This is a genomic window from Tateyamaria omphalii (assembly GCF_001969365.1).
In the GTDB taxonomy this organism is placed as follows: Bacteria; Pseudomonadota; Alphaproteobacteria; order Rhodobacterales; family Rhodobacteraceae; genus Tateyamaria; species Tateyamaria omphalii_A.
This window is the reverse complement of sequence record NZ_CP019312.1, coordinates 1,201,087-1,223,071: the sequence shown is the minus strand read 5'-3', so window position 1 is coordinate 1,223,071 and position 21,985 is coordinate 1,201,087. Positions and strand designations below refer to the sequence as shown.

General features: G+C 61.6%; 13 protein-coding genes and 1 tRNA gene. 7 read left to right on the top strand and 7 right to left on the bottom strand.

The genetic code is table 11. The features are described from left to right. Positions 1–117: 117 nt before the first annotated feature. A complete protein-coding gene (locus BWR18_RS06075) occupies positions 118–2,529 on the bottom strand; it encodes a GcvT family protein (RefSeq protein ID WP_076630158.1) in 2,412 nt (803 codons plus the stop codon). A gap of 107 nt (positions 2,530–2,636) precedes the next feature. Beyond that, complete coding sequence (locus BWR18_RS06070; RefSeq protein WP_076627150.1) at positions 2,637–3,911, bottom strand: DUF2254 domain-containing protein; 1,275 nt, start codon at positions 3,909–3,911, stop codon at positions 2,637–2,639. Positions 3,912–4,049: 138 nt separating this feature from the next. Here BWR18_RS06070 and BWR18_RS06065 point away from each other — a divergent pair, with 138 nt between their 5' ends. Together BWR18_RS06065 and BWR18_RS06060 are read left to right on the top strand one after the other, a co-directional pair. Further along, positions 4,050–6,461, top strand: a complete 2,412-nt coding sequence (locus BWR18_RS06065) for a GcvT family protein (protein WP_076627149.1) — start codon at positions 4,050–4,052, stop codon at positions 6,459–6,461. 121 nt (positions 6,462–6,582) lie between these two features. Then, on the top strand, positions 6,583–7,179 hold the full coding sequence (locus tag BWR18_RS06060; protein WP_076627148.1) for a nucleotidyltransferase family protein: 597 nt from the start codon (positions 6,583–6,585) through the stop codon (positions 7,177–7,179). Here BWR18_RS06060 and BWR18_RS06055 read toward each other — a convergent pair. From BWR18_RS06055 to BWR18_RS05995, 3 genes are all read right to left on the bottom strand, one after another. After that, the gene (locus tag BWR18_RS06055) at positions 7,172–9,043 is read right to left on the bottom strand and encodes a Hint domain-containing protein (protein WP_076627147.1); all 1,872 of its coding nucleotides are present in this window, start codon (positions 9,041–9,043) and stop codon (positions 7,172–7,174) included. The genes BWR18_RS06060 and BWR18_RS06055 overlap by 8 nt on opposite strands. Positions 9,044–9,356: 313 nt before the next feature. Continuing rightward, the gene (locus BWR18_RS21380; RefSeq protein ID WP_083957650.1) at positions 9,357–15,239 is read right to left on the bottom strand and encodes a cadherin-like domain-containing protein; all 5,883 of its coding nucleotides are present in this window, start codon (positions 15,237–15,239) and stop codon (positions 9,357–9,359) included. Between the two features lie 873 nt (positions 15,240–16,112). After that, positions 16,113–16,198 (bottom strand) — tRNA-Leu (locus tag BWR18_RS05995). Between the two features lie 88 nt (positions 16,199–16,286). Between BWR18_RS05995 and BWR18_RS05990 the strand changes: the two genes are divergently transcribed. Beyond that, positions 16,287–16,865, top strand: a complete 579-nt coding sequence (locus BWR18_RS05990) for a YqaA family protein (RefSeq protein ID WP_076630154.1) — start codon at positions 16,287–16,289, stop codon at positions 16,863–16,865. Beyond that, a complete protein-coding gene (locus BWR18_RS05985; protein ID WP_076627146.1) occupies positions 16,862–17,332 on the top strand; it encodes a disulfide bond formation protein B in 471 nt (156 codons plus the stop codon). The genes BWR18_RS05990 and BWR18_RS05985 overlap by 4 nt, the downstream gene beginning before the upstream one ends. Here BWR18_RS05985 and BWR18_RS05980 read toward each other — a convergent pair. After that, the gene (locus BWR18_RS05980; RefSeq protein WP_076627145.1) at positions 17,313–17,738 is read right to left on the bottom strand and encodes an Lrp/AsnC family transcriptional regulator; all 426 of its coding nucleotides are present in this window, start codon (positions 17,736–17,738) and stop codon (positions 17,313–17,315) included. The genes BWR18_RS05985 and BWR18_RS05980 overlap by 20 nt on opposite strands. A 104-nt stretch (positions 17,739–17,842) precedes the next feature. Between BWR18_RS05980 and rocF the strand changes: the two genes are divergently transcribed. The 3 genes from rocF (at position 17,843) to BWR18_RS05965 (ending at position 21,099) form a co-directional block, all read left to right on the top strand. Then, positions 17,843–18,763 carry an arginase gene (rocF, locus tag BWR18_RS05975; protein ID WP_076627144.1) on the top strand — a complete coding sequence of 307 codons (921 nt, stop codon included), beginning with the start codon at positions 17,843–17,845 and terminating at the stop codon, positions 18,761–18,763. Between the two features lie 11 nt (positions 18,764–18,774). Next, positions 18,775–19,821, top strand: coding sequence for an ornithine cyclodeaminase (locus BWR18_RS05970; protein WP_076627143.1), 1,047 nt, complete (start codon positions 18,775–18,777; stop codon positions 19,819–19,821). Positions 19,822–20,049: 228 nt separating this feature from the next. After that, positions 20,050–21,099, top strand: coding sequence for a hypothetical protein (locus BWR18_RS05965; protein WP_076627142.1), 1,050 nt, complete (start codon positions 20,050–20,052; stop codon positions 21,097–21,099). Positions 21,100–21,453: 354 nt separating this feature from the next. Here the strand turns inward: BWR18_RS05965 and dksA are convergent, their stop codons facing one another. Next, positions 21,454–21,909 carry an RNA polymerase-binding protein DksA gene (gene dksA, locus BWR18_RS05960; protein WP_076627141.1) on the bottom strand — a complete coding sequence of 152 codons (456 nt, stop codon included), beginning with the start codon at positions 21,907–21,909 and terminating at the stop codon, positions 21,454–21,456. Positions 21,910–21,985 lie beyond the last annotated feature (76 nt).

Here is a 21,985-nt window from a genome sequence, read left to right as displayed (position 1 = left end):
GTAAACGACCTGACAGGCCTTTTTGGGGCGCGGACAGGTCTTCATGATGGTGTCAGTACAGGCCTGTATGGATCAGTAAATGCGTCTGTCCGTGCCCCCGCCGTTCCCCAAATTGGATCACGCCCGCAGTCGCGCACCCGTCGGGTCAAATGGCGCAGCCCCAAGTATCGTTGCCTTGTGCGAGCGTCCCAGGACCCGGACATCGACCTGATCACCTGGGTTTGCATCGCGGACAAATCCCAACGCCAGGCTCATCCCAACGCTGTACCCATACGCCCCGGACGTGATGCGACCAATCCCCACACCGGCCCAAAAAATCGGTTCGCCTCCGGACGCGTCAGCGCATGACGCGTCAGTATCAGATGCATCCACGTGGAGAAGCACCAGTGATTCGCGCGGCGCGTGTGCCATCGCATCCACTGCGGCCCGCTTGTTCAGAAAATCCTTGTCCAGCTTGATCAGGCGATCAAGCCCGACCTCGTGCGGCCAGTACTCCGGGCTGTATTCCCGACTCCACGACCCATACCCCTTTTCCACCCGCAAGCTCATCAAGGCGCGGCTGCCGACGGGACCAATACCCATCTCGCGCCCGGCATCAATCAACGCCGCGTAAAGCTGCCCTTGATCCTCGGTCCGGCAATGCAGTTCCCAGCCAAGATCGCCCGTGAATGACACACGCAACGCCACCACCTCGACCCCGGCAAGAGTGATCCGCTGCGACCGCATGAACGGGAAGTCCGCCGTCTCAAGCGACGCATTGGTCAGCCGCTGCAACAGCGCCCGGCTGTCCGGTCCGGCGACGTTAAAGCCGCAAAAAGCCTCCGTTTGGCTGACAAAGCTGGTCCCGTCAGGCAGCGGCACCTCTTTGAAAAACCGCTGGTGGTAGCGTTCTGCCATCCCCGACCCGATGATCCAGAACTCCTCTTCGCTCAGCCGCGTCACCGTGAAATCGCCCGCGATCCCGCCACGCTTGCCAATCAATGGCGTCAGGCAGGACCGACCGACAGCACCCGGCATCCGGTTGGCAAAAACGGCGTTCAGCCAATCCTCCGCCCCTGGTCCACGGCAGACGTACTTGGCGAAGTTCGAGATATCGATGATGCCGGCCCGGTCACGCAGCATGCGGGCCTCGGCGCCCACCACATCGAACCACGGCTGCCGGGTAAAGCCCGACGTATCCTCGACATCGCCGAAATACAGCGGGTGCTCCCACCCGTAATTCAGGCCCATCTTCGCGCCCAGACCCACCTGCCTGTCATGCACCGGACGGGTGCGCATGGGGCGTCCTGCGGTCCGTTCCTCGCCCGGGAAATGGATCTTGAAACGGTGCGCATACTGATCTCCCACCCGCTCTTTTGTAAACGCCTTGTCTGCCCACGCGCCAAAGCGGGCCATGTCCCACGCAAACATATCGTATTGCGTCTCGCCCTCGATGATCCACTGGGCCGCCAGCAGCCCCATGCCGCCCGACTGGGAAAAGCCCGGAATGATCCCGTTGCAGCAGAAATAGCCCTGCAATTCCGGCACCGGGCCGAACAGCACGTTGGAATCGGGAGACCAGATCATAGGCCCGTTGATCACCCGCTTGATCCCCGCCGTGCCCACCACCGGCACCCGGTCGATGGCGCGCATCATGTTGTCTTCGATACGCTCCAGATCGTCGGCAAACAGCTCGTGGCCAAAGCCCTGCGGCGTGCCCTCCTCGGCCCAGAACCGCACGTCCTTTTCATAGGCCCCGACCAGCAGCCCCTGCCCCTCCTGGCGCAGATAATACTCGCCATCCCGGTCCGCGACAGAAGGCAAGCGGCGGTCCATTGCCACCACTTCGGCAATGGTTTCGGTGACGAAATACTGGTGCTCGGTCGGCTGAAGCGGCAGCTCGACGCCCGCGAGCGCCGCCACCTCACGGCCCCAAAGCCCGGCAGCGTTGACCACCCACGGGGTCGCGATGTCGCCCTTTTCACTCCGCACGATCCAAGTGCCATCCGGTTGCTGCTCGGTCCCGATGACGGGACAGAACCGCACAATCTCCGCCCCGTTCTGCCGCGCGCCAGCGGCATAGGCATTGGTCACCCCCGACGGGTCCACATTGCCGCCCTCCGGTTCCCACATGATGCAGCGAATGCCGTCATAATCGACAAGCGGATGCAGTCTCTCCGCCTCAGCCCGGTCCACCTCGTGAAAGTTCATGCCGTACAGCTTGGCCTTCGCCGCCTGCAAACGCAGCTGATGTTCGCGCGCCTCCGTTTGCGCCAGATACAGAGAACCGGGCTGAAACACGCCGCAGCCCTGCCCTGTCTCTTGCTCCAGCTCCCGATACAGGCCCATCGTATAGTGCTGGATGCGGCTGATATTGGTGCTGTCATGCAGGCCATGGATGCTCGCCGCCGCGTGCCAGGTCGAGCCGGAGGTCAACTCGTCGCGTTCGAGGAGGACCACGTCGGTCCAGCCCAGCTTGGTCAGGTGGTAGAGAATCGAACAGCCGATGACGCCGCCGCCGATCACGACGGCCTGTGCGTGGGTGCGCATGGACATGCCTTTGCAAAGTTTCGCTGCCCCGCACCCTGCGCCCGCGCATCCCCACCCGGTTGCCCAGGCGCGACACAACGCGTCGCTGGGGGGAAAGGGCGGTGAATTTAGCCACGCACCCGCTCGGCCGCCTTGGCCACCAGCCGGTCGCGGTCCGGGGCCCAGGTAATCGCCTCGCGCGCGCGTTCCAGAAACTCGGCACCCAATGCGGCAGCCGCCTCGCTCAAGCCTTCGTCCGGGTGCTGCATCAATCCCGCCATGACCCGTTGCAAACGCTGCTGTACCTCGACCTCACCCGCGCCGTCGCGCGCAATGCCGGCGAACGCATCGATGATCATATCATGGGGATGCAATGGACGGACATGCAGGCGGTCATGTTGCGGCGCGCCGTCGCTGGCCGTTTCGTCCTTGTAGAGCGAGAGAATGCGCGCCGACCGGTTCAATACATCAATGGCCGTGCCGGGATCATTCACACCGGGGGACAAGGCCTTGGACCCAATCTCGGACATCACCAGCAGACCGAAACGGGGATCCTGATCATAGGTGCGCACATCTCCGATCACGGCCAGGCGCTTGATCTCTTCGACAAGTGCATCGCGCTCGTTCGCGTCGCCAGCAACCCACACCATCGGTTCATTGACGAAGACAAAGCTGCCGATGCCGCATGGCAGATACAGTGTCACATCGTGCTCGCAGGCGGCTTGTTGCAGCGCTTCGGCGTAGAGGTATTGCAGGTAACCGCTGTCACCCGACGGCACGGGCCACGCATCTTGTGGCACCTCGCCGGTCCACGGCGTGGCACCCAGACAGGGCGTATCCAACCGCTCTTCGAACTGGGCTCGCGTGATGTGTTCCACCTGCCGGGTCGTATCGATGAGCGATCCCAGGGTCTGCAAATGCAGCGTCCAGCGGATCAGCGACCAGACGACAAAGGCCAGAACCAGCACCGTCAGCCAGAACAGCACCAGAGCACGGTCATCGACATAGATTCCGATCTCGCGCAGCACGATGGCCACCAACGCATAGACATAGGCGCCGATGAACGCGGCCAGCGTGTTCTGGGTCACGGCGTCCTGCATGATCAGTTGATGCACCCGCGGGGTCCACTGGGTGGACGACGATTGGTACACACTCACCATCACCGTCAGCGAAAAGGTCGTGACCGCCAACATCGCATTCGCAATCAGATTAAGCAGCCGATCCGCCGCCGATCCCGGCAGCGCCGTGGCCATATCGTCGGGCACAAGCGGCTCGATCAGCTGGCTCAGCCCCAGCGCGACGAACGCAAACAGCCCCATCGCAGCAACCCGCACCCATAGCTTGCGACCGTAGTGCCGGACCAAGGCCAGGGCCGTCTCCGGCAAATGCTTTACAAATTCCATGCCCCGCCAACTCCGTGATGCGCACCACCGTTCCCATTACCGACAGAACATGTCGCATATGACCAGCCTGTGCCTTCATCTTGCCAAATAAACTCTCCCCAAAGGGCCGGTCGGCCACCCAACACGAAGGTCCGCATCATGCAAACCACAAGCCGCGTCGCGGTGATCGGCGGCGGCGTCGTCGGCGCATCCGTCCTTTACCACCTGACAAAACTCGGCTGGTCCAACGTGATGCTGCTGGAACGCTCGGAACTGACATCCGGCTCCACCTGGCACGCGGCGGGCGGGTTTCACACGCTAAACGGCGACACCAACATGGCCGCACTGCAGGGCTACACCATCAAGCTGTACAAGGAGTTGGAAGAGATCACCGGCATGTCCTGCGGCCTGCACCATGTGGGCGGCGTAACGCTGGCCGACAATCAGGACCGGTTCGACATGCTGCTGGCCGAACGGGCCAAGCACCGCTTCATGGGGTTGGAGACCGAAATCGTCGGCCCTGAAGAGATCGCCAAGATCGCCCCCATCACCAACACCGAGGGCATCCTCGGCGCGCTCTACGACCCGCTCGACGGCCACCTCGACCCATCGGGCACCACACACGCCTATGCCAAAGCTGCGCGGATGGGCGGCGCCACCATCCACACGCACACCATGGTGCAGGAAACAAACCAGCGCCCCGATGGCACGTGGGACGTTATCACGGACAGGGGCACTATTCACGCCGAACATGTCGTCAATGCGGGCGGCCTCTGGGCCCGCGAAGTCGGCGCGATGGCCGGCGTCTACCTCCCCCTCCATCCAATGGAGCATCAGTACATCGTCACCGACGACATACCCGACATCTACAATCGCGACGCCGAACACCCCCACGTCATGGACCCCGCAGGCGAAAGCTATCTCCGGCAAGAAGGGCGTGGCCTTTGCATTGGCTTTTATGAACAACCCTGTCGCCCGTGGGCGGTGGACGGCACCCCGTGGACCTTCGGCCACGAGCTTCTGCCCGACGATTTTGACAAGATCGAGGAGTCCATCGCCTTCGCCTATAACCGCTTCCCCGTGCTCGAAACCGCAGGGATAAAATCGGTCATCCACGGCCCTTTCACCTTCGCCCCCGACGGCAACCCGCTGGTCGGCCCCGTGCCAGGCCTGCGCAACTATTGGTCCGCCTGCGGCGTGATGGCAGGGTTCAGCCAGGGCGGCGGCGTCGGCCTCATGCTCGCCCAATGGATGATCGACGGCGAATGCGAACGCGACGTGACCGCCATGGACGTCGCGCGCTTTGGCACATGGATCAGCCCCGGCTACACCCGCCCAAAGGTCATCGAAAACTACCAAAAGCGGTTCAGCGTCGCCTACCCCAACGAAGAGCTGCCCGCAGCACGTCCGAACTGCACCACGCCAATGTACGATATCTTTACTGACATGGGCGCTGTTTGGGGCCAGCAATACGGGCTGGAGGTCGCCAACTACTTTGCCCAAGAGGGTGAGCCAACCTATGAAACCCCGTCCTTCCGCCGCTCCGACGCGTTCCAGGCCACCGCACGAGAGGTCAAAGCCGTCCGCGCAAGCGTCGGCATCAACGAGGTGCACAATTTCGGCAAGTACCGCGTCACGGGCCCAAACGCCCGCGCCTGGCTCGACCGCATCATGGCAGGCCGCGTGCCCCAGCCGGGCCGCATCGCGCTTACCCCGATGCTCAGCGCCAAGGGGCGGCTGATCGGCGACTTCACCATGTCCTGCCTCAGCGAGACGGAATTCCAACTTACCGCCAGCTACGGTGCGCAAGCGGTGCACATGCGTCACTTCGAACAACATGAAGAAACCGGCATAACTGTCGAGAATATCAGCGACAAACGCAACGGCTTCCAACTGGCGGGCCCCTGCGCCCGCGACGTGCTGCAAGCCTGCACACGCGCCGATATCTCGGACATGAAGTTCCTAGACGTGCGACCGCTCACCGTCGGCATGACCGACTGCATCGTCCAACGGGTCAGCTATACCGGCGACCTTGGGTTCGAGATTTATTGCGACCCCATGGCCCAACGCCAGCTGTGGTGGACCCTTTGGGACGCCGGGCAGCCCATGGGCATCACTCCCTTCGGCATGCGCGCGATGATGTCGCTGCGCCTCGACAAGTTCTTCGGCTCCTGGCTGTCGGAGTTTTCCCCCGACTACACCGCCGCCGAAACCGGCCTCGACCGCTTCATCTCATGGAAAAAGAACACCGACTTCATCGGACGCACAGCCGCCGAATCCGAACGCGCAAACGGCCCCGCCCGCAAGCTTTGCGCCTTTACGGTCGATGCTGACAACGCTGACGTGCAGGGCTATGAACCTATTTGGCTGGATGACAAAGTCGTCGGGTTCTGCACCTCGGGCGGCTATTCACATCACGCAGACACCTCCGTCGCACTCGGCTTCCTGCCGACTGACAAAATCGTGGATGGCCTGACGGTCCAAATCGAAATCCTCGGTCAGATGCGCGACGCCACGCTGACCACGACCGCACTCTTCGACCCGGACGGCAGCAGAATGCGGGGGACCTGAGCCCGCACTTATCAAGAGCGGCCGGGGCGGCGCAGCCCGGGAGCAAAGCCCCCCTCATAACATCGTCGCGCCCCACGCGTCCGTGTTGCGGCGCCCCGACCAGACACCTACACTTCCTGCCATGATACCAATCTTGATCCTTGCCGCCGGTGCATCGTCGCGTATGCGCGGCACGGACAAGCTGCTCGAGGATGTGGACGGCCAACCGTTGCTCACCCGTCAAATCAGAATGGCAGAGGCCGTCAGTACAGACATACGCGTCGCCCTACCACCAGTGCCGCATCCGCGATATGCCTGCCTGAACAACACAAACGCACGGCCCATCCCTGTTCCAGACGCCGCCGAAGGCATGGGTGCCAGCATCCGCACCCTCTTCGCGACGCTGGAAAACACGAACCACGCAATGCTGCTGCTTGGTGACCTACCAGAGATCACAGCCGATGATCTCCGCGCCATTCAGGATGCCGTACAAAACCACGCGGACGCGTTGATCTGGCGCGGCGCCACTGAAGATGGACGCGGCGGGCATCCGATCGTCTTCGCACACGCGCTCTTTTCAGACTTGCAAAACCTGATCGGCGACGATGGCGGTCGCAGCGTCGTGGCCTCTGCCGGAAACAGGGTGCATCTCGTGCCGCTGCCCGGCAAACGGGCGCGCCGCGATCTCGACACGCCCGAAGATTGGGCTGCCTGGCGGGCGGCCCGTCACATCACCTGAGGCGATCCACCAGGATCTTGGCCTCGTGCCGTTTCAGCGACACACGCGCTGCGCCGTAGCTGTCCAGACCGGCCAGCGTGTCGAGTTCCGGGAACAGTTCCAGCACTTCATCGCGCTGGTCCGCTCCAATGCCGCGCAGCGAATGGTCACCCGGCTGGAAGCTTTCCGACCACGCCCCATCGGCCAGCACAACCTCGTGCTGATCAAACATCAGGTGCAGATAGCTGACAGCGCCGGTGGTCACCTGATCCACGCCGTCCAGACCTGTCAGGTGCTTGGCCGCAATCAGAACCTCGCGCTCTTCAAACATCACTTCGGCCAAGTCGGAATTCACCAGCATCCGGTGCTGCGGCGACACAAGCATGTCACGCTCAGGCAACCCCTTACCCAGCGCGCCTTGCCGGATCAGAACCGGCTGGAAGCTGTCATTGCCGCGCATCTCATCCGGGCCAAGGTCACGTCGACCCACCCAGCGCAGGGTCTGCGCACCATTGTCACGGGTAAAGACGCGGTCGCCCGCCTGCAGCTTCTCAACCGGAACCTCGCCCTTGGGCGTGGCAATGCGCGTGCCGGGGGTGAAACAGATGATGATCTGCTCGATCTCGGAATAGGTGACGCGGCGTGCCACGTTGCCATTTTCGTCTAGCAGTTCGACCGTACCGGATTCCGAGTTCGGCCCATCGGGCAGCACGTTCGCGCGCACACCCGTCAGGTCCAGAATATCAATGTCCGTCCCGTCGGCATCTTCGCCGCCGATGATGTTGTGATTGCCCAGGCCGTCAAAGGTGAAACGATCCGACCCTGTTCCACCTTCGGCGCGGTCGTTGTCGGGGCCGAGGGTGATCAGGTCTTCGCCCGCGCCGCCCAGCAGCGTGTCGTCGCCGGTGCCGCCGACAAGCGTGTCGTTGCCCGCTCCGCCGATCAACTCGTCCTGACCCTGACCGCCGTCCAGCACGTCATTGCCTTCGCCGCCATCAATGTCGTCGTCACCCTGACCACCTGACAGGCTGTCATCGCCGCCCTGGCCAAAAATCACGTCCTGGCCGCTGCCGCCATCGATCGTGTCATCGCCTGCTTCGATGGGCGTGACGACAGCGTCGTCGATCAGGTCGCCGGAGAAGGAAAACCCCGAGTTGCTCGACCGCGTCTCCAACGTGAATTCGATAAATGTCCGGTTTTCGAACGAAGCGGAAAACCATGCTTCCTGGTCGTCGGGATCATTGTCGCCACGTCCCTCTGCCGTGACCTGACCGCCGTTTTCGACGATGTTCACGAGCGAATCGCTGGATGTCGCGAATGCGGTAAAGCTACTGGAATCGATGGTGACTGCTTCCTGATCGCCCTGGCTATTGCGATCGAGGTCGTTGATAGTCGCGGTGGAGTTCAGGGCAACCGGGGTGCCTGTCGTCGCATTCGGTGACGACGGGATGAAGAACTCCATGCGGAATTCAGCCGTGTCGCCACTGCCGCGACCATTCATCAGGATCTCGAACCCGTCACCGCCGTTCAGATCAACCGTCATGCGCGAGTCCGATTTCGACACGAGCACCAGACGGGCGGACACCTGCGTGCCATCCTCCAGCTGCGCCACGTTCCTGTACACAGCCGAAGCGCCTGGGTTCACATTGCCGGTGTTCGGGGTCACCAGATTGTTAATGTCGATAACAAGCGGCGTGGCGTCGTTGCCTGGGGCCGTACCTTCGCCCACATCACCGAACAAGGTGTCGTTGCCACCCCCGCCCAGAATACTATCGTCGCCGCCCTCACCCGATACAAGATCCTGACCATTGAAGCCCCGGATCGTGTCATCTTCATTTGTCCCCTGAAGGGTATCGTTGCTGGACGTCCCGTTGATGTTAGCCATGGCAGCTGCCCTTTACGCGTAAACGAATTACTGGGGCGAAAACCTGCCCCCACAGATCCAACACCCAGGAAAGTGGTTTAATTCAAATCGCGCAGAAATTCAGGGGGAAAAAGGCAGAAATAGTAAACCTGAACACCTTTGTGACGTAACGATGCCGCATTGCAGCGCCATACGGGCGCGTCAGGGAAACAATCCGCCCGAAACAGCGCCATTGAACACAGAAAACGGGCACAGCCCCCGCTGACCCGTTTCCTGCGCCCCCGCGCAAGACCGCGGAGGAGCTGCATGATTCGAGTCCGTCGACCCGCGGCTTTTACTGCGTAAGCAGCTTTGCCTCGTGCTTTTTCAGGCTCCGGCGGGCGGAGGCGTAGCTTGCAATGCCGTCTACCGTCTCCAGTTCGGGGAACAGCTCCAGGATCTCGGCCCGCTGCGCGTCGCCCATCGCACCCAGGGTCATGTCGCCGGGCTGGAAGCTTTCGGTCCATGCGCCGTCGGACAGGATCACCTCGTGCTGGTCGAACATCACGTGGATATAGGTCGTCTCCGACACCTCCACGACATCAATGCCCTCCATGTCGGTCAGGTGCTTGGCCGCGACCAGAACCTCGCTCTCGTCGAAATACAGGGCCGTCTTGTTGTCAGCGACAAGCACACGGTGCTGCGGTGACACAAGCATGTCGCGCTCGGGCAGTCCCTTGCCCAGGGCCCCCTGCCGGATCAGAACCGGACGCAGATGCGCAGCGTCGGCCAGTTCTTCGCCGGACATCTGACGATGACCGACCCAGCGGATTTCCTGAATGCCGTTGTCGCGGGTGATGACCCGGTCGCCAGGTTTCAGGTCTTCCACGCGGCGCTCACCGGTCGGCGTTGCGATCAGGGTGCCGGGCGTAAAGCAGGGGATCACATCCTCAATATTGGTAAAGGTCAGTTGCCCAACCGCATCACCATTCTGATCGAAGTAGTTGACCACACCGTCAAAGCCGTTGCCGTCGGAGTCGGGGTTGTCAAACACCACCTCAAGCGAGCCGTTCGCAGGCGCCGACCCGCGCAGGTCCAGAGTGTCGAAGTCGTCGCCTTCGCTGCCGCCGTCAACCACTTCTCCCGCGTCCACGTTCACGAACAGATCACGGTCTGCACCACCGGACATGATATCCGCGCCGCCATTGCCACCGTCGATTGTGTCGTTGCCGTCGCCACCGTCAATCACGTCATCGCCGGTAGACCCCAGGATCAGGTCGTTGCCGCCGTCACCGTTCAGCGTGTCGTCACCGGTGCCACCGTCGATAAAGTCATCACCGTCACCACCCGACAGCACGTCGGCACCGTTTTCGCCCAATATCGTGTCGTTGCCATCGCCACCATCCACAGTATCCGCGTTGCGACCGGCATTGATAAAGTCATTGCCGTCACCGCCCTCGATGGTGTCGTTGCCCGTGCCACCCAGCAGGCTGTCGTCGCCGACACCGCCGTCAATCAAGTCGTCGTCGATCCCGCCGTCGATGGTGTCGTTGCCTTCGTCGCCATAGAGCTCGTCATCGTCGTCCGCGCCAAAGATCAGGTCGTTGCCTTCGCCGCCGAACACCGTGTCCATGCCGTTGTCTGGCCGCGGATCTGCCGGGAAGAACGGGTTTGACCCATCGTCCTCGATGTTCAGCTGATCCAAGCCCAGATCGGGGTCGTTGCCCGCATAGATCGTGTCGTCGCCGTCACCGCCTTTGATCAGGTCGTTGCCTTCACCACCAACAATCCGGTCCGTGCCCTCATCGCCCGAAATCTCGTCATCGTCGATGCCGCCATCAATCACGTCATTGCCGGTGCCGCCGATGATCGTGTCAGCGTCATCACCGGTGCTGATCGTGTCGTCACCTGCCCCACCATCGACAAAGTCGAGGTCATTGTCAGGATCGTCATCCGCGGGGAAGCCAAAGGGGAAGCCCGGCACTGGCGTGCCATCATCATTGGGGAAGCCGAGATCGGGCTTCAGATCGCCGTTGCCGGTGTCGATCAGGTCATCGCCGTCACCACCGTCGACCACGTCATCACCCTGACCGACAATGATCGTGTCGTTGCCGCCACCCGCTTCGATGATGTCGTCGTCTTCATCTGCGGGATCATCGGAAAAGATGTTATCGCCACTGTCGACCTTGTCGCCTTCCGGGTCGCCATCATACTCCTCGTCGATCAACTCGCCCTCGTCGGTGCCTTCGACGATACCGTCCAGCGGGTTTGGCTCGACCGTTACGATGACTTGGGCACTGTCAAAGCCGCCCTGATCGTCCGTGATCGTATAGTTGATCACCGCATCCCCTTCGAACCCGTCCGTTGGCGTGAACGTCAGTGAGCCGTCAGCGTTGATGCCGACGCTGCCATCTGCCGAGGTCGCCTCTGTCACGCGCAGCGTGTCGCCATCCACATCGGTGTCGTTGGCAAGGACATTGATGGTCACACCAGTGTTGAACGGTGTGGTGCCTGCATCGTCAGTGGCTTCGGGTGCATCGTTGACCGGCGTGACCGTGACAGCCACTTCGCCCACATCCGTGCCACCGTTCCCGTCCGAAATCGTGTAGGTGATGGTCACATCGCCGTTGAAGTTCTCGGCGGGCGTGAAGACCACCTTGTTGTCCACGATGTCCACATTGCCCTGCGCGGGCGGAACCACAGCCGAGATGACGGTCAGATCATCGCCATCCGCGTCAGTGTCATTGGCCACCACGTCGATGGTGACAGGCGTGTCTTCATCGGTCGTCGCCGCGTCATCCTCGGCCACAGGACCGTCATTCACAGCCCCCACCGACACGATGGCTTCGCCCGTGTCCTCACCACCATTGCCGTCGATGACGGTGTACGTGATCGTGGCCGGACCGTGGAAGTTCAGCGCCGGGGTAAAGGTGACCGTGCCGTCGCCATTGTCCACAACCGACCCTTCTGCCGGATCAACGGAAACAGACCCAAGGCTCAGTGTATCGCCATCCACATCCGTGTCGTTGCCCAGCAGGTCAACGACAACGGCGACGTCTTCGTCCGTGGTCTCGATATCGTCCACGGCCACCGGGTCATCGTTCACCGGGTTCACAGTGACCGCAACATCGGCAGAGCTTGTACCGCCATGCCCGTCGCTGATCGAGTAGCTGATCGTCACATCACCGTTGAAGTTGGGCGCCGGGGTGTAAAGCAGCTTGTTGTCGACAATCTCGACGCTGCCCTGATCGGCAGGGACGGTGGCGCCCGTGATGGTCAGCGCGTCACCATCAAGATCGGTGTCATTTGCCAGAACGTCGATTGTGACAGGCGTGTCCTCGTCCGTGCTCGCCGTGTCATCCACCGCCACGGGCCCGTCATTGACCGCACCCACATTGACGATGGCTTGACCGTCATCCGTGCCGCCTTGGCCGTCGGACACGGTGTAGTCGATGGTCGCTGTGCCGTTGAAATTCGGCGCGGGGGTAAAGGTGACCGTGCCGTCGCCGTTGTCGACCACGCTGCCTTGCTCGGCCGGAACAGAGACGGAGGCAAGGCTGAGCGTGTCGCCATCCACGTCCGTGTCATTGCCGATCAGGTCGATGACAACCGCTTCGTCTTCCATCGTGTCGGCCAGATCATCAACCGCCACCGGATCATCATTGACGGGGTTGACCGTCACATTGACCTCAGCCGTATCCGTTCCGCCATTCCCGTCCGAGATCGAATAGGAGATCGTCGCATCGCCATTGAAGTTCGGCGCAGGCGTGTAGACCAGCTTGTTGTCCACAACGCTCACGGTGCCCTGATCGGCAGGAACAGAGGCGCCCGTGATGGTCAGCGCATCGCCGTCCACATCCGTGTCATTGGCCAGCGCGTCGATGGTGACTGGCGTGTCCTCATCCGTCGTGGCCGTATCATTGACAGCATCAGGCGCGTCATTGACCGGGTTCACCGTGACATTGACGGTCGCCGTGTCCTCGCCCCCATTCCCGTCAGAAATGGCGTAGGTGATCGTCGTCGGGCCGTTGAAGTTCTCGTTCGGCGCAAAGGTCAGCGTGCCGTCGGCATTGATCGTCACATCCCCATCGGGCGAGGACGCGTCGGTCACACTCAGCACATCGCCGATATCGGGATCGCTGTCATTGGCCAGCACGTTGATATCAACGCTGCCGTCCTCGTCCACGGTGGCGGTGTCATCCACAGCATCGGGGCCGCGGTTGATCTCTTCTCCGATCACCTCTTCGATCTCGGTAAAGGTCAGCGTCAGCCCGTTGGGGTTACCGTCGCCGTCCACAAAAACAACCGTACCGTTGATGCCGTTGCCATTGCTGTCCGGCGTCACGTTGTCGAGGAAGAACGGCCCCTGCCCGGTCAGGTCCAGCACATCGCTGTCCGTGTTCAGAAGTGGGTCGCTATTGAAGCCACCCGAACCGCCGTCCACAGTGTCACCCGCGCCGCCAAAGATGGTGTCGGCATCCGCGCCACCATCGAGCAAGTCGTCGCCGTCTCCACCAATGATGACGTCATCGCCATCCTCGCCAAAGACCATGTCGTCATCGGCACCGCCGTCCAGCGTGTCATTGCCGGTCTGGCCGTGGATCCAGTCCTTGCCCGAACCGCCCTCGGCCTGATCGTTGCCGGAGCCCATCCAGATCTCGTCATTGCCGTCGCCACCAAAGCCGGTGTCGTCGCCAGCGCCACCCAGCAGGATGTCGCGGCCATCGCCCCCCTCCAGCACGTCGTTGCCCTTGCCGCCTTCCAGACGGTCATTGCCGCCACCGCCGACAAGGCTGTCATTGTCATCTTCGCCCTTCAGTGTGTCGTCACCGTCCTCGCCAAAGATCGTGTCGTCGCCTGCACCGCCCTGCAGCACGTCGTTGCCCGCGTCGCCATCATCCACGATGGGCGCATCGAAATAGACGTCGGTGATGTTGATGCCCGAGTTGTTGTTGCCGTCCTGATCATGCTCGATCACGATGCGGGCCACTGGGCCCGGAATGCTGATCAGCACCGAATACTCGTCGGACGTGTCGTTTAGATATCCGCCGTTGCTGTCGGCGGTATCATTGCCAGCCACACCGTCTGTGTCCTTCAGGGTCAACTCACTGCCGCCCTCAAGGTTGACAAAAATCTGCTGCCCGGCGGCATTGTATGCCTTGACGCGCACGACACCGTCGCCGTCGATGTCATTGATGCGGAACGACACATCCTCGACAGGGTTCGAGAAGGACAGCTCATACTCAGCCGAATTCCCATTGCCGTTCAGCACGTTATCAAGCGAGCTGTTGTCGTCAATCCGAGCGCCGTCGCCATCAATGTTCGATACGTTCTGATCGTCATCGGACTGGATGGTGCGCGAGGCGTGAGACTGGCCAAGAACCTTGAATGACACGTCAACATTGCCCGTGTCCTGGGTGAAGTTGCCCAGGTGATTGCCATCGCCGAACGGAGATTTCTCCCATTCGAACACTTCACGCGTCGACACACCCTCGCCCGGTCCAGCATAGTTGCTGTCGCCATAGATCACGTCGTCACCGTCACCGCCCAACACGCTGTCATTGCCCGACCCGGCATAGACCTCGTCATCGGCATCGCCCGACTTGATCGTGTCGTCCCCACCCAGCGCGTCCACGATGTCGTCGTCAGGCCCTTCGCCAAGCAGCAGCGCATCGCCCGCGTCGATCATGTCGCCATCAGGATCGCCCGTGTATCCAGCATCAATCAGATTGCCGTCATTGTCGCCCTCGACCACGCCGTCGCCCGTGGTGTCGAACACCAGATTGTCGATCGCGCCAGACCCGTGCAGCTCGACCTCCATGCGCGTCACACCATCCACGTCAAAATCCACGATGGACTGCCCGTTGTCGTCAGTGTCATGGATGCTGACCGATGTGATCAGATGACCATCGGCGTCAAAGAACCTGACCCGCGCGCCTTCCTCAATGTCGAGGAATGTCAGGCGGTTGACCGAAGCCGGATCGTCAAAGACGAAGCTGATCTTGCCGCCACCCGCATTGTCGTCCGGGTCATGACTGTCACCGTCCTCGGAAATAATCAGCGCCTTACCCAGATTGGTCGTGCGAAGGTCGCTATCGCCGCCGGTCGGATGCGCGGTGTTGAAGATCATCGCCTTGTTTGACCCACCAACGGCAGAGATGGTCACGCCGTCCGCAGAAAATGCGTTGTTCACAACGGTGCCGGTCGCCAGTGAATTGAAGTCAATAAATTTAGTCATGGGTCAAGCCTCCTGGGCTGGGTTGCGCGCAGCACGCAACGCGACCGAAAACAATGCAAAGTGAACAGTGGACACGGGCGCTCCTCGCCCCTTGGCAAACGGTCGCGCGGCTAAGGCTTGCGGCGCCGCAATGTGCGTTGATCGGCACATGGATACGTCTCCATCATTCACTCACTCTTCACCCGAGATGAGGCGACGCAGTCGGCGACTGGGCGATCCGCACGCACACCTGACCAAAAAATGAGGGAAATGACGGCACGAACCGAAACGCGGCGGGCATCACCCCGACACACGCATGTGTCAGCGGTTGCTTCCGCAACGCAGCGAACACACATTTCCCGCACGTTTTGCAGTGCGTCTTGTGCGGTCGCCCCCATGACCTACAGACATCGCCCCCCAGTTGGGCAAGAATGTTCTTACGGTCACGTTTGAGCCAAAAAAAGGGAAAAATGTCCGAAAAAAGTCAGTATCGCCGCAATCTGAATAGTCAAACGCGGTGACAACAGAACAATGTCACTACCCTTAGTTGAAGTCTTTAACCCTACATACTTCTACGTATGCGCGTATTATTGCCTAAACATCTGTACCCAAACGGTTTCGGCGCTTTTTCGCGCACCATCGTATTCAACGTCGGGTTTCGTAAGCCGAAACAATTAACCCTACGTCAAACTGCCCGGATTTCGCCGCATTCTGAATAACATACGTTCACGAACTGATGCTAATGTTGAAAGAATTCAAGGAATGATGCTCAGCACGGGACAAGGCCGCGGGCTCGGACGAATCGATGCAGGCGACATATTTCACATAACGCCGCACTTGATATGACTGCGGCATTTGCACGCCACATACTCAAACTAAATCCAATGATGAGGCTGGTACCCAAGGCCGGACTCGAACCGGCACGCCCGCAAAGGCGGGGGATTTTGAATCCCCTGCGTCTACCATTCCGCCACTTGGGCCTCAGAATGTTCGGATACCGAACTGCCGATGCGGGGGCAAGGGCAAAGCGACTTGACCTTGTGCCGCACGCGTGGTCTGCCGCCGCGCATGATACGCGGACTGTATGACTGGACAATGGGCTGGGCCAACCACCCTCGGGCGCTGTGGGTTCTGGCCTTTGTGGCCTTCATCGAAAGCTCGGTCTTTCCGATCCCACCGGACGTGCTGATGATCCCCATGATCCTCGCCGCGCCCCGCCGGGCCTGGCTGATCGCGGGCGTTGCGCTTATCGCCTCTGTCCTCGGCGGACTTCTGGGCTATGCCATCGGCGCCTTCGCGTTCGAGACCATTGGCCAACCGATCCTCGCCAGCCTAGGCAAGGCCGATGCGATGGAAGCGTTCAACACCCGCTTTAACGATTTCGGATTCTGGGCGGTGCTGACCGCCGGGGTCACGCCGTTTCCCTATAAGGTCATCACGATCATGTCGGGCTGGACCGGGATGCCGCTGGCCACCTTCGTGGCCACCTCGATCCTCGCCCGCGCGCTGCGCTTTTTCATCGTCGCGGGCCTTCTGTGGAAATTCGGCGCACCCATTCGTGATTTCATCGAACGGCGTCTGGGCTTGATGTTCACTCTGTTCGTCGTGATCCTTATCGGCGGATTTCTGGCCGTGGGGGCTCTATGACACGACAAAACTACGTCATTCTGGCCGCGGGTGGGTCTGCCGCGCTGCTCGTGGGGGCGTATGCGTTTCAACACCTGGGCGGGCTGGCCCCGTGCCAGATGTGCATCTGGCAGCGCTACCCGCATGTAGCCGCCGTCCTGCTGGGCGCGCTGGCGGTCTTTCTCCCTCTGCCGGTTCTCATCGCCCTCGGCGCCGCCGCCGCCCTGATCACCGCCGGGATCGGCGGCTACCACGTGGGCGTCGAGCAAGCATGGTGGCAAGGGCCGACAAGCTGCTCCGCAGGCGCCGTCGGCAACCTCGATCCCAACGCCCTCTTCGACCAGATCATGGCCGCCCCCCTGATCCGCTGTGACGAGATCGCGTGGCAATTCGCGGGCCTCAGCATGGCGGGCTGGAACATGGTCCTGTCTCTCCTGATCGCGGGTCTCTGGATCGCCGCCCTCCGGGTCAGGCCGACTTCCGCGTAGACAGCAGCAGCGACGTCTCACTCGCCACCACCCCATCCAGACGCCGGATGCGGAAAAGTACGTCATCGAACTGCTCCAGCGTCTCGGTCCCGATCTCGACAATCACGTCCCAGCGCCCATTGGTCGAATGGATCTCGCGCAGCTCGACCATGCCGTTCAACTGGCGAATGATCCGTTCGGTCCCCCGCCCCTCGATCCCGATCATCATCAGTCCACGCACCGGGTCGCGCGCCACATCCGCCTTCAGCACCACGGTAAAGCCCACGATGTCGCCCCGCGCCTGCAACTTCTCTATCCGCGTCCGCACAGTGGTGCGCGACAGGCCCAACCGAACCGACAGGTCCGACAAAGACGCACGCGCGTCATGGCGCAAGGCCGCAATCAACCGGTTGTCAATATCGTCCATTTCACCCTTCGATCTGATCAATCAGGTTCCGATACGTCCACTTTGACCGCTTGTCTATGCCACCAATTGAACGGACATCTCGACCAAGCACCACGAGGACAGACATGAAACCCAAGACAATCGACCTGATCGGCGTCCCGATGGACAGCGGCAAGCGGCGCCAAGGCTGCCTGATGGGCCCCGACGCCCTGCGCACCGCTGGCCTGTATGCGGCCCTGTCGGACCTCGGCCACAGCGTCACAGACAGCGGCAATGTCACACCGGCGACCTTTACCGAAACCACGGGCAGCCACCTGCACGCGCTGCAAGAAACCATCGCCTGGACCAAAGCGCTCTCGGATCGCACCGACGAGGTCAGCCTAAACACAATCCCCATCTTCATGGGCGGCGACCACGCCCTCGCCCTCGGCACTGTGCGCGGCATGGCAAACGCCGCAGCACAGGCCAACCGCCCGCTCTTCGTCCTCTGGCTCGACGCCCATACCGACTACCACACACCTGCAACTACGGCCTCCGGCAACCTGCATGGCACGCCCGTGGGCTATGTCACAGGCCGCGACGGGTTCGACAGCTTCCCGCCCATCGACCACCCGGTCCCCCACGACCAAATCGCCATGCTCGGTCTGCGGTCGGTCGACGCCGAAGAGCGCGCCGCCATCGAAGGCACCGACGTCACCTATGTCGACATGCGCCATATCGACGAACACGGCATCGCCAAACCGCTCGCGGCCTTCCTCGCCCGGGTCGCGCAGGCAAACGGCCTTCTCCACGTCTCGCTCGATGTCGACTTCCTTGACCCGTCGGTCGCGCCCGCCGTCGGCACCACCGTCCCTGGCGGCGCCACAATCCGCGAAGCACATCTGGTGATGGAGATGATCTGCGACAGTGACCTCCTGTCCTCGCTCGACATTGTCGAACTCAACCCTTTCCTCGACGAACGCGGGCGCACAGCCCAGCTGATGGTGGACCTCGCGGCCTCCGCCTTTGGCCGCCGCGTCTTCGACCGCCCCACACGCGCCTATTAGGGAGACAGAGAATGCAAGAACCTTCCGACAAGGCCCTCGTGCCCTTCGTCTCCGTCGATCACATGATGCAACTGATCCACCATATCGGGGTGGCAAACATGCTGCGCGGGCTGGCCGACTACATCGAAGCTGACTTCAAACGGTGGGAGCGTTTCGACAAGACGCCCCGCGTCGCCTCCCACTCGGCCGAGGGGGTGATCGAACTGATGCCCACGTCAGACGGCGAAACCTACGGGTTCAAATACGTCAACGGTCACCCTAAGAACACCGCCGATGGCCTGCAAACGGTCACGGCCTTTGGCCTTCTTGCAGATGTCGAGACGGGCTACCCCGTGTTGCTGACGGAAATGACGATGCTCACCGCCCTGCGCACGGCGGCCACATCGGCCATGGTCGCACGCGCGCTGGCACCCAAAGGGGCCGCGACAATGGCCATGATCGGCAATGGCGCGCAATCCGAGTTCCAGTCGCTGGCCATGCAGTCCATCGCAGGCATCACCCATGTGCGGCTCTACGACACCGACCCCGCCGCCACCGCAAAATGCGCCGCCAACCTTGCAGGAACTGGCCTGGCCGTGACCCGCTGCACGACGGCGGAAGAGGCCATCGTAGGCGCCCAGATCCTCACCACCTGCACGGCGGACAAGGCGCTTGCCACGATCCTGACCGACAACATGGTCGGCAGTGGCGTGCACATCAACGCCATCGGCGGCGACTGCCCTGGTAAGACCGAAACCGCCCCTGAAATACTCAAACGCGGCGACATCTTCGTCGAATACCCGCCGCAAACACGGATCGAGGGCGACATCCAGCAACTGGCCGACGACCACCCGGTCACCGAAGTCTGGCAAGTGCTCGCCGGCCAGGCGCCGGGTCGCACATCCGACAAACAAATCACCATCTTCGACAGTGTCGGCTTTGCGATCGAAGATTTTTCCGCCCTCCGATACGTCCGAGACCGGATCACCGGCACACCCTTCTTCCACCCGCTCGACCTACTGGCCGACCCCGACGACCCACGCGACCTATTCGGGATGCTGACACGGGCCAACGGGTAGTCCACCCTTGAGACACGGGCGGGCGGGCGAGCCATAGGGCACACCCGCTGTCCGCGCTGTTACGAACTGACATAATAAATGAGCCTTATGCACGGGGCTTCGACCCGTCTTTCGGCTGGCAGATCAATCCCAGCGTGTGTACATAGGCGGATATCGGCCACCTGAAGACCCACCCTTAATCAGGCCGCTGTCGTCCACACCGATCTCTCTGTTCCAGGCGCTTTTGTGATGAACAAGACCTACGCTCAGACAGCTGTGCATGCGGAACCCGTATCACTGAAGCGGACAAAATCTGCGCTGCGCTACGCGGTGCTCGTGCTGGCCGCGCTCATCTGCGGGTCCGGGATTGAGGGCCACGCACAGGCTGACGCAGCAAAGACTGAACAGCTGATGTTCCAGCTTCAGATCGCCCGCATGAACCGGCTTATCCGCCATCAGCCGGACCTGAGCCCATTTTTGTCGGGCGCAGGCTCCGGCGCGTTGAATGCTGACATAAAGGACGACAAGGGCACACTGACCTTTTCCAGCGGCGTGGATCGGCGGCTATGGGCCCGCGCGAACGGGCGATGGGACGAGGACGGTCTGCGCATGGACAAATACGGTTTCGGCGCGATGGGCGTCCATGTCTATGTCGCGCCGACCCTGATCGTCGGCGGCATGATCGAGGCGGACTATCTGGCACAAGCAGGCGCAACGTCCGACCGAAAAGGCATGGGCGCAATGGCCGGTTCCTACTTCCTGGCCCGCAATGCCAACCATCCGCTGTTTTTCGACGGGCGGCTCCTCGTCGGCAAAGCGTCGGACGGCATCCGCCTGTCCGGGCAAGGCACCGGGCAACCTGACACTCGGCGTGGCTTGGCACAGCTGCGGCTGTCGGGCCAGCTTCGCTACGACGTCACGACACTGACCCCGAACATTCTGGTGTCACACGCCGTGGACGACGTCTCGTCCACCCAACGCGGTGCTCGAATTGGCCAGAGCCTGAGCATGCAGCACATCAGGGTGGGTTTGGATTTTCGCCAGACGATGCGACATATGAATGGCGCACGTTTCATAATCAAGGGCGGCGGCGCGGTGTCCGACACCTCGACCCGCCGCTACGGATACAGCGCATTCCTCATGCCAGTTGAGCGCAAGCGCAACGGCCGCGTCAACCTCGGCTTCAGCTATGTGACCGACGCGGGCGGCACGCTCGAGATCGACAGCTTCGTCGATGGCCTGGGCGGACGCGCACGCCAGAACTACGGCCTGAAGGCAGGCTTTGACATCCGGTTCTGAGCGTTCGGGCGTGAGGTTCGGCGCTTTAGTCGAGATACGGGTTCTGCACCGCTCTGTTCCGCGAACGCGCGGGTAAAATCTTTGGCGCCAGACCACCGAAATCCGCCTGTTCGGGGCAGAACCTTACCCAAGCCTGACCGCCCGTAATAGATGTTTAACGACAGGAAAATAGTTGCCCAACCCCTAAGCGGTGCCGGGGATCAAAATACGCAGCTTCACCGCCAAAACGTACGGTCCGCGGACAACACCCTCAAAACAGGTGATCTAACAGCGCTTAAAACACGCCGTTTCCGGACTAAAATCGCAGTTTGGGGCAAACACCGCCCTAATAACCCGCCGAAAGCTGCGTTACGCCTAGTCGTCGCGATGCACTTTTTCGCGCCGCTCGTGACGCTCCTGCGCCTCCAGGCTCATGGTCGCGATGGGACGTGCATCCAGACGTTTCAGCGAAATCGGCTCGCCCGTCACGATGCAATATCCATACTCGCCCTCGTCGATCCGGCGCAGCGCCGCGTCGATCTTGGATACGAGTTTGCGCTGCCGGTCGCGGGTGCGCAGTTCCAGAGCGCGGTCGGTTTCTTCCGACGCGCGATCCGCCACGTCCGGGATATTGCGCGTGCCGTCCTGCAGCCCTTCGATCGTGTCGCGGCTGCCCGCGACCAATTCCGATTTCCAGTTCAGCAACTTGCGACGAAAATACTCAACCTGCCGGTCATTCATGAACGGCTCGTCTTCTGCGGGACGATAGTCATCCGGCAGGAACACTTCCTGTTTCATTTCATTCCCCTCAATACGACTGACGTTGGCCATGACGGCTCCCCAGTTGGTCCTGTGCTTGCCCCGACCAGCTCCCTGCCGCAGCGTCTATCCGAGGGACATGGGATTG

Coding starts and splice junctions, on each gene's coding strand:
- BWR18_RS06075 (WP_076630158.1), bottom strand. CDS start 2,529: ATGCGCACCCACGCACAGGCCGTCGTGATCGGCGGCGGCGTCATCGGC.
- BWR18_RS06070 (WP_076627150.1), bottom strand. CDS start 3,911: ATGGAATTTGTAAAGCATTTGCCGGAGACGGCCCTGGCCTTGGTCCGG.
- BWR18_RS06065 (WP_076627149.1), top strand. CDS start 4,050: ATGCAAACCACAAGCCGCGTCGCGGTGATCGGCGGCGGCGTCGTCGGC.
- BWR18_RS06060 (WP_076627148.1), top strand. CDS start 6,583: ATGATACCAATCTTGATCCTTGCCGCCGGTGCATCGTCGCGTATGCGC.
- BWR18_RS06055 (WP_076627147.1), bottom strand. CDS start 9,043: ATGGCTAACATCAACGGGACGTCCAGCAACGATACCCTTCAGGGGACA.
- BWR18_RS21380 (WP_083957650.1), bottom strand. CDS start 15,239: ATGACTAAATTTATTGACTTCAATTCACTGGCGACCGGCACCGTTGTG.
- BWR18_RS05990 (WP_076630154.1), top strand. CDS start 16,287: ATGATACGCGGACTGTATGACTGGACAATGGGCTGGGCCAACCACCCT.
- BWR18_RS05985 (WP_076627146.1), top strand. CDS start 16,862: ATGACACGACAAAACTACGTCATTCTGGCCGCGGGTGGGTCTGCCGCG.
- BWR18_RS05980 (WP_076627145.1), bottom strand. CDS start 17,738: ATGGACGATATTGACAACCGGTTGATTGCGGCCTTGCGCCATGACGCG.
- rocF (WP_076627144.1), top strand. CDS start 17,843: ATGAAACCCAAGACAATCGACCTGATCGGCGTCCCGATGGACAGCGGC.
- BWR18_RS05970 (WP_076627143.1), top strand. CDS start 18,775: ATGCAAGAACCTTCCGACAAGGCCCTCGTGCCCTTCGTCTCCGTCGAT.
- BWR18_RS05965 (WP_076627142.1), top strand. CDS start 20,050: ATGAACAAGACCTACGCTCAGACAGCTGTGCATGCGGAACCCGTATCA.
- dksA (WP_076627141.1), bottom strand. CDS start 21,909: ATGGCCAACGTCAGTCGTATTGAGGGGAATGAAATGAAACAGGAAGTG.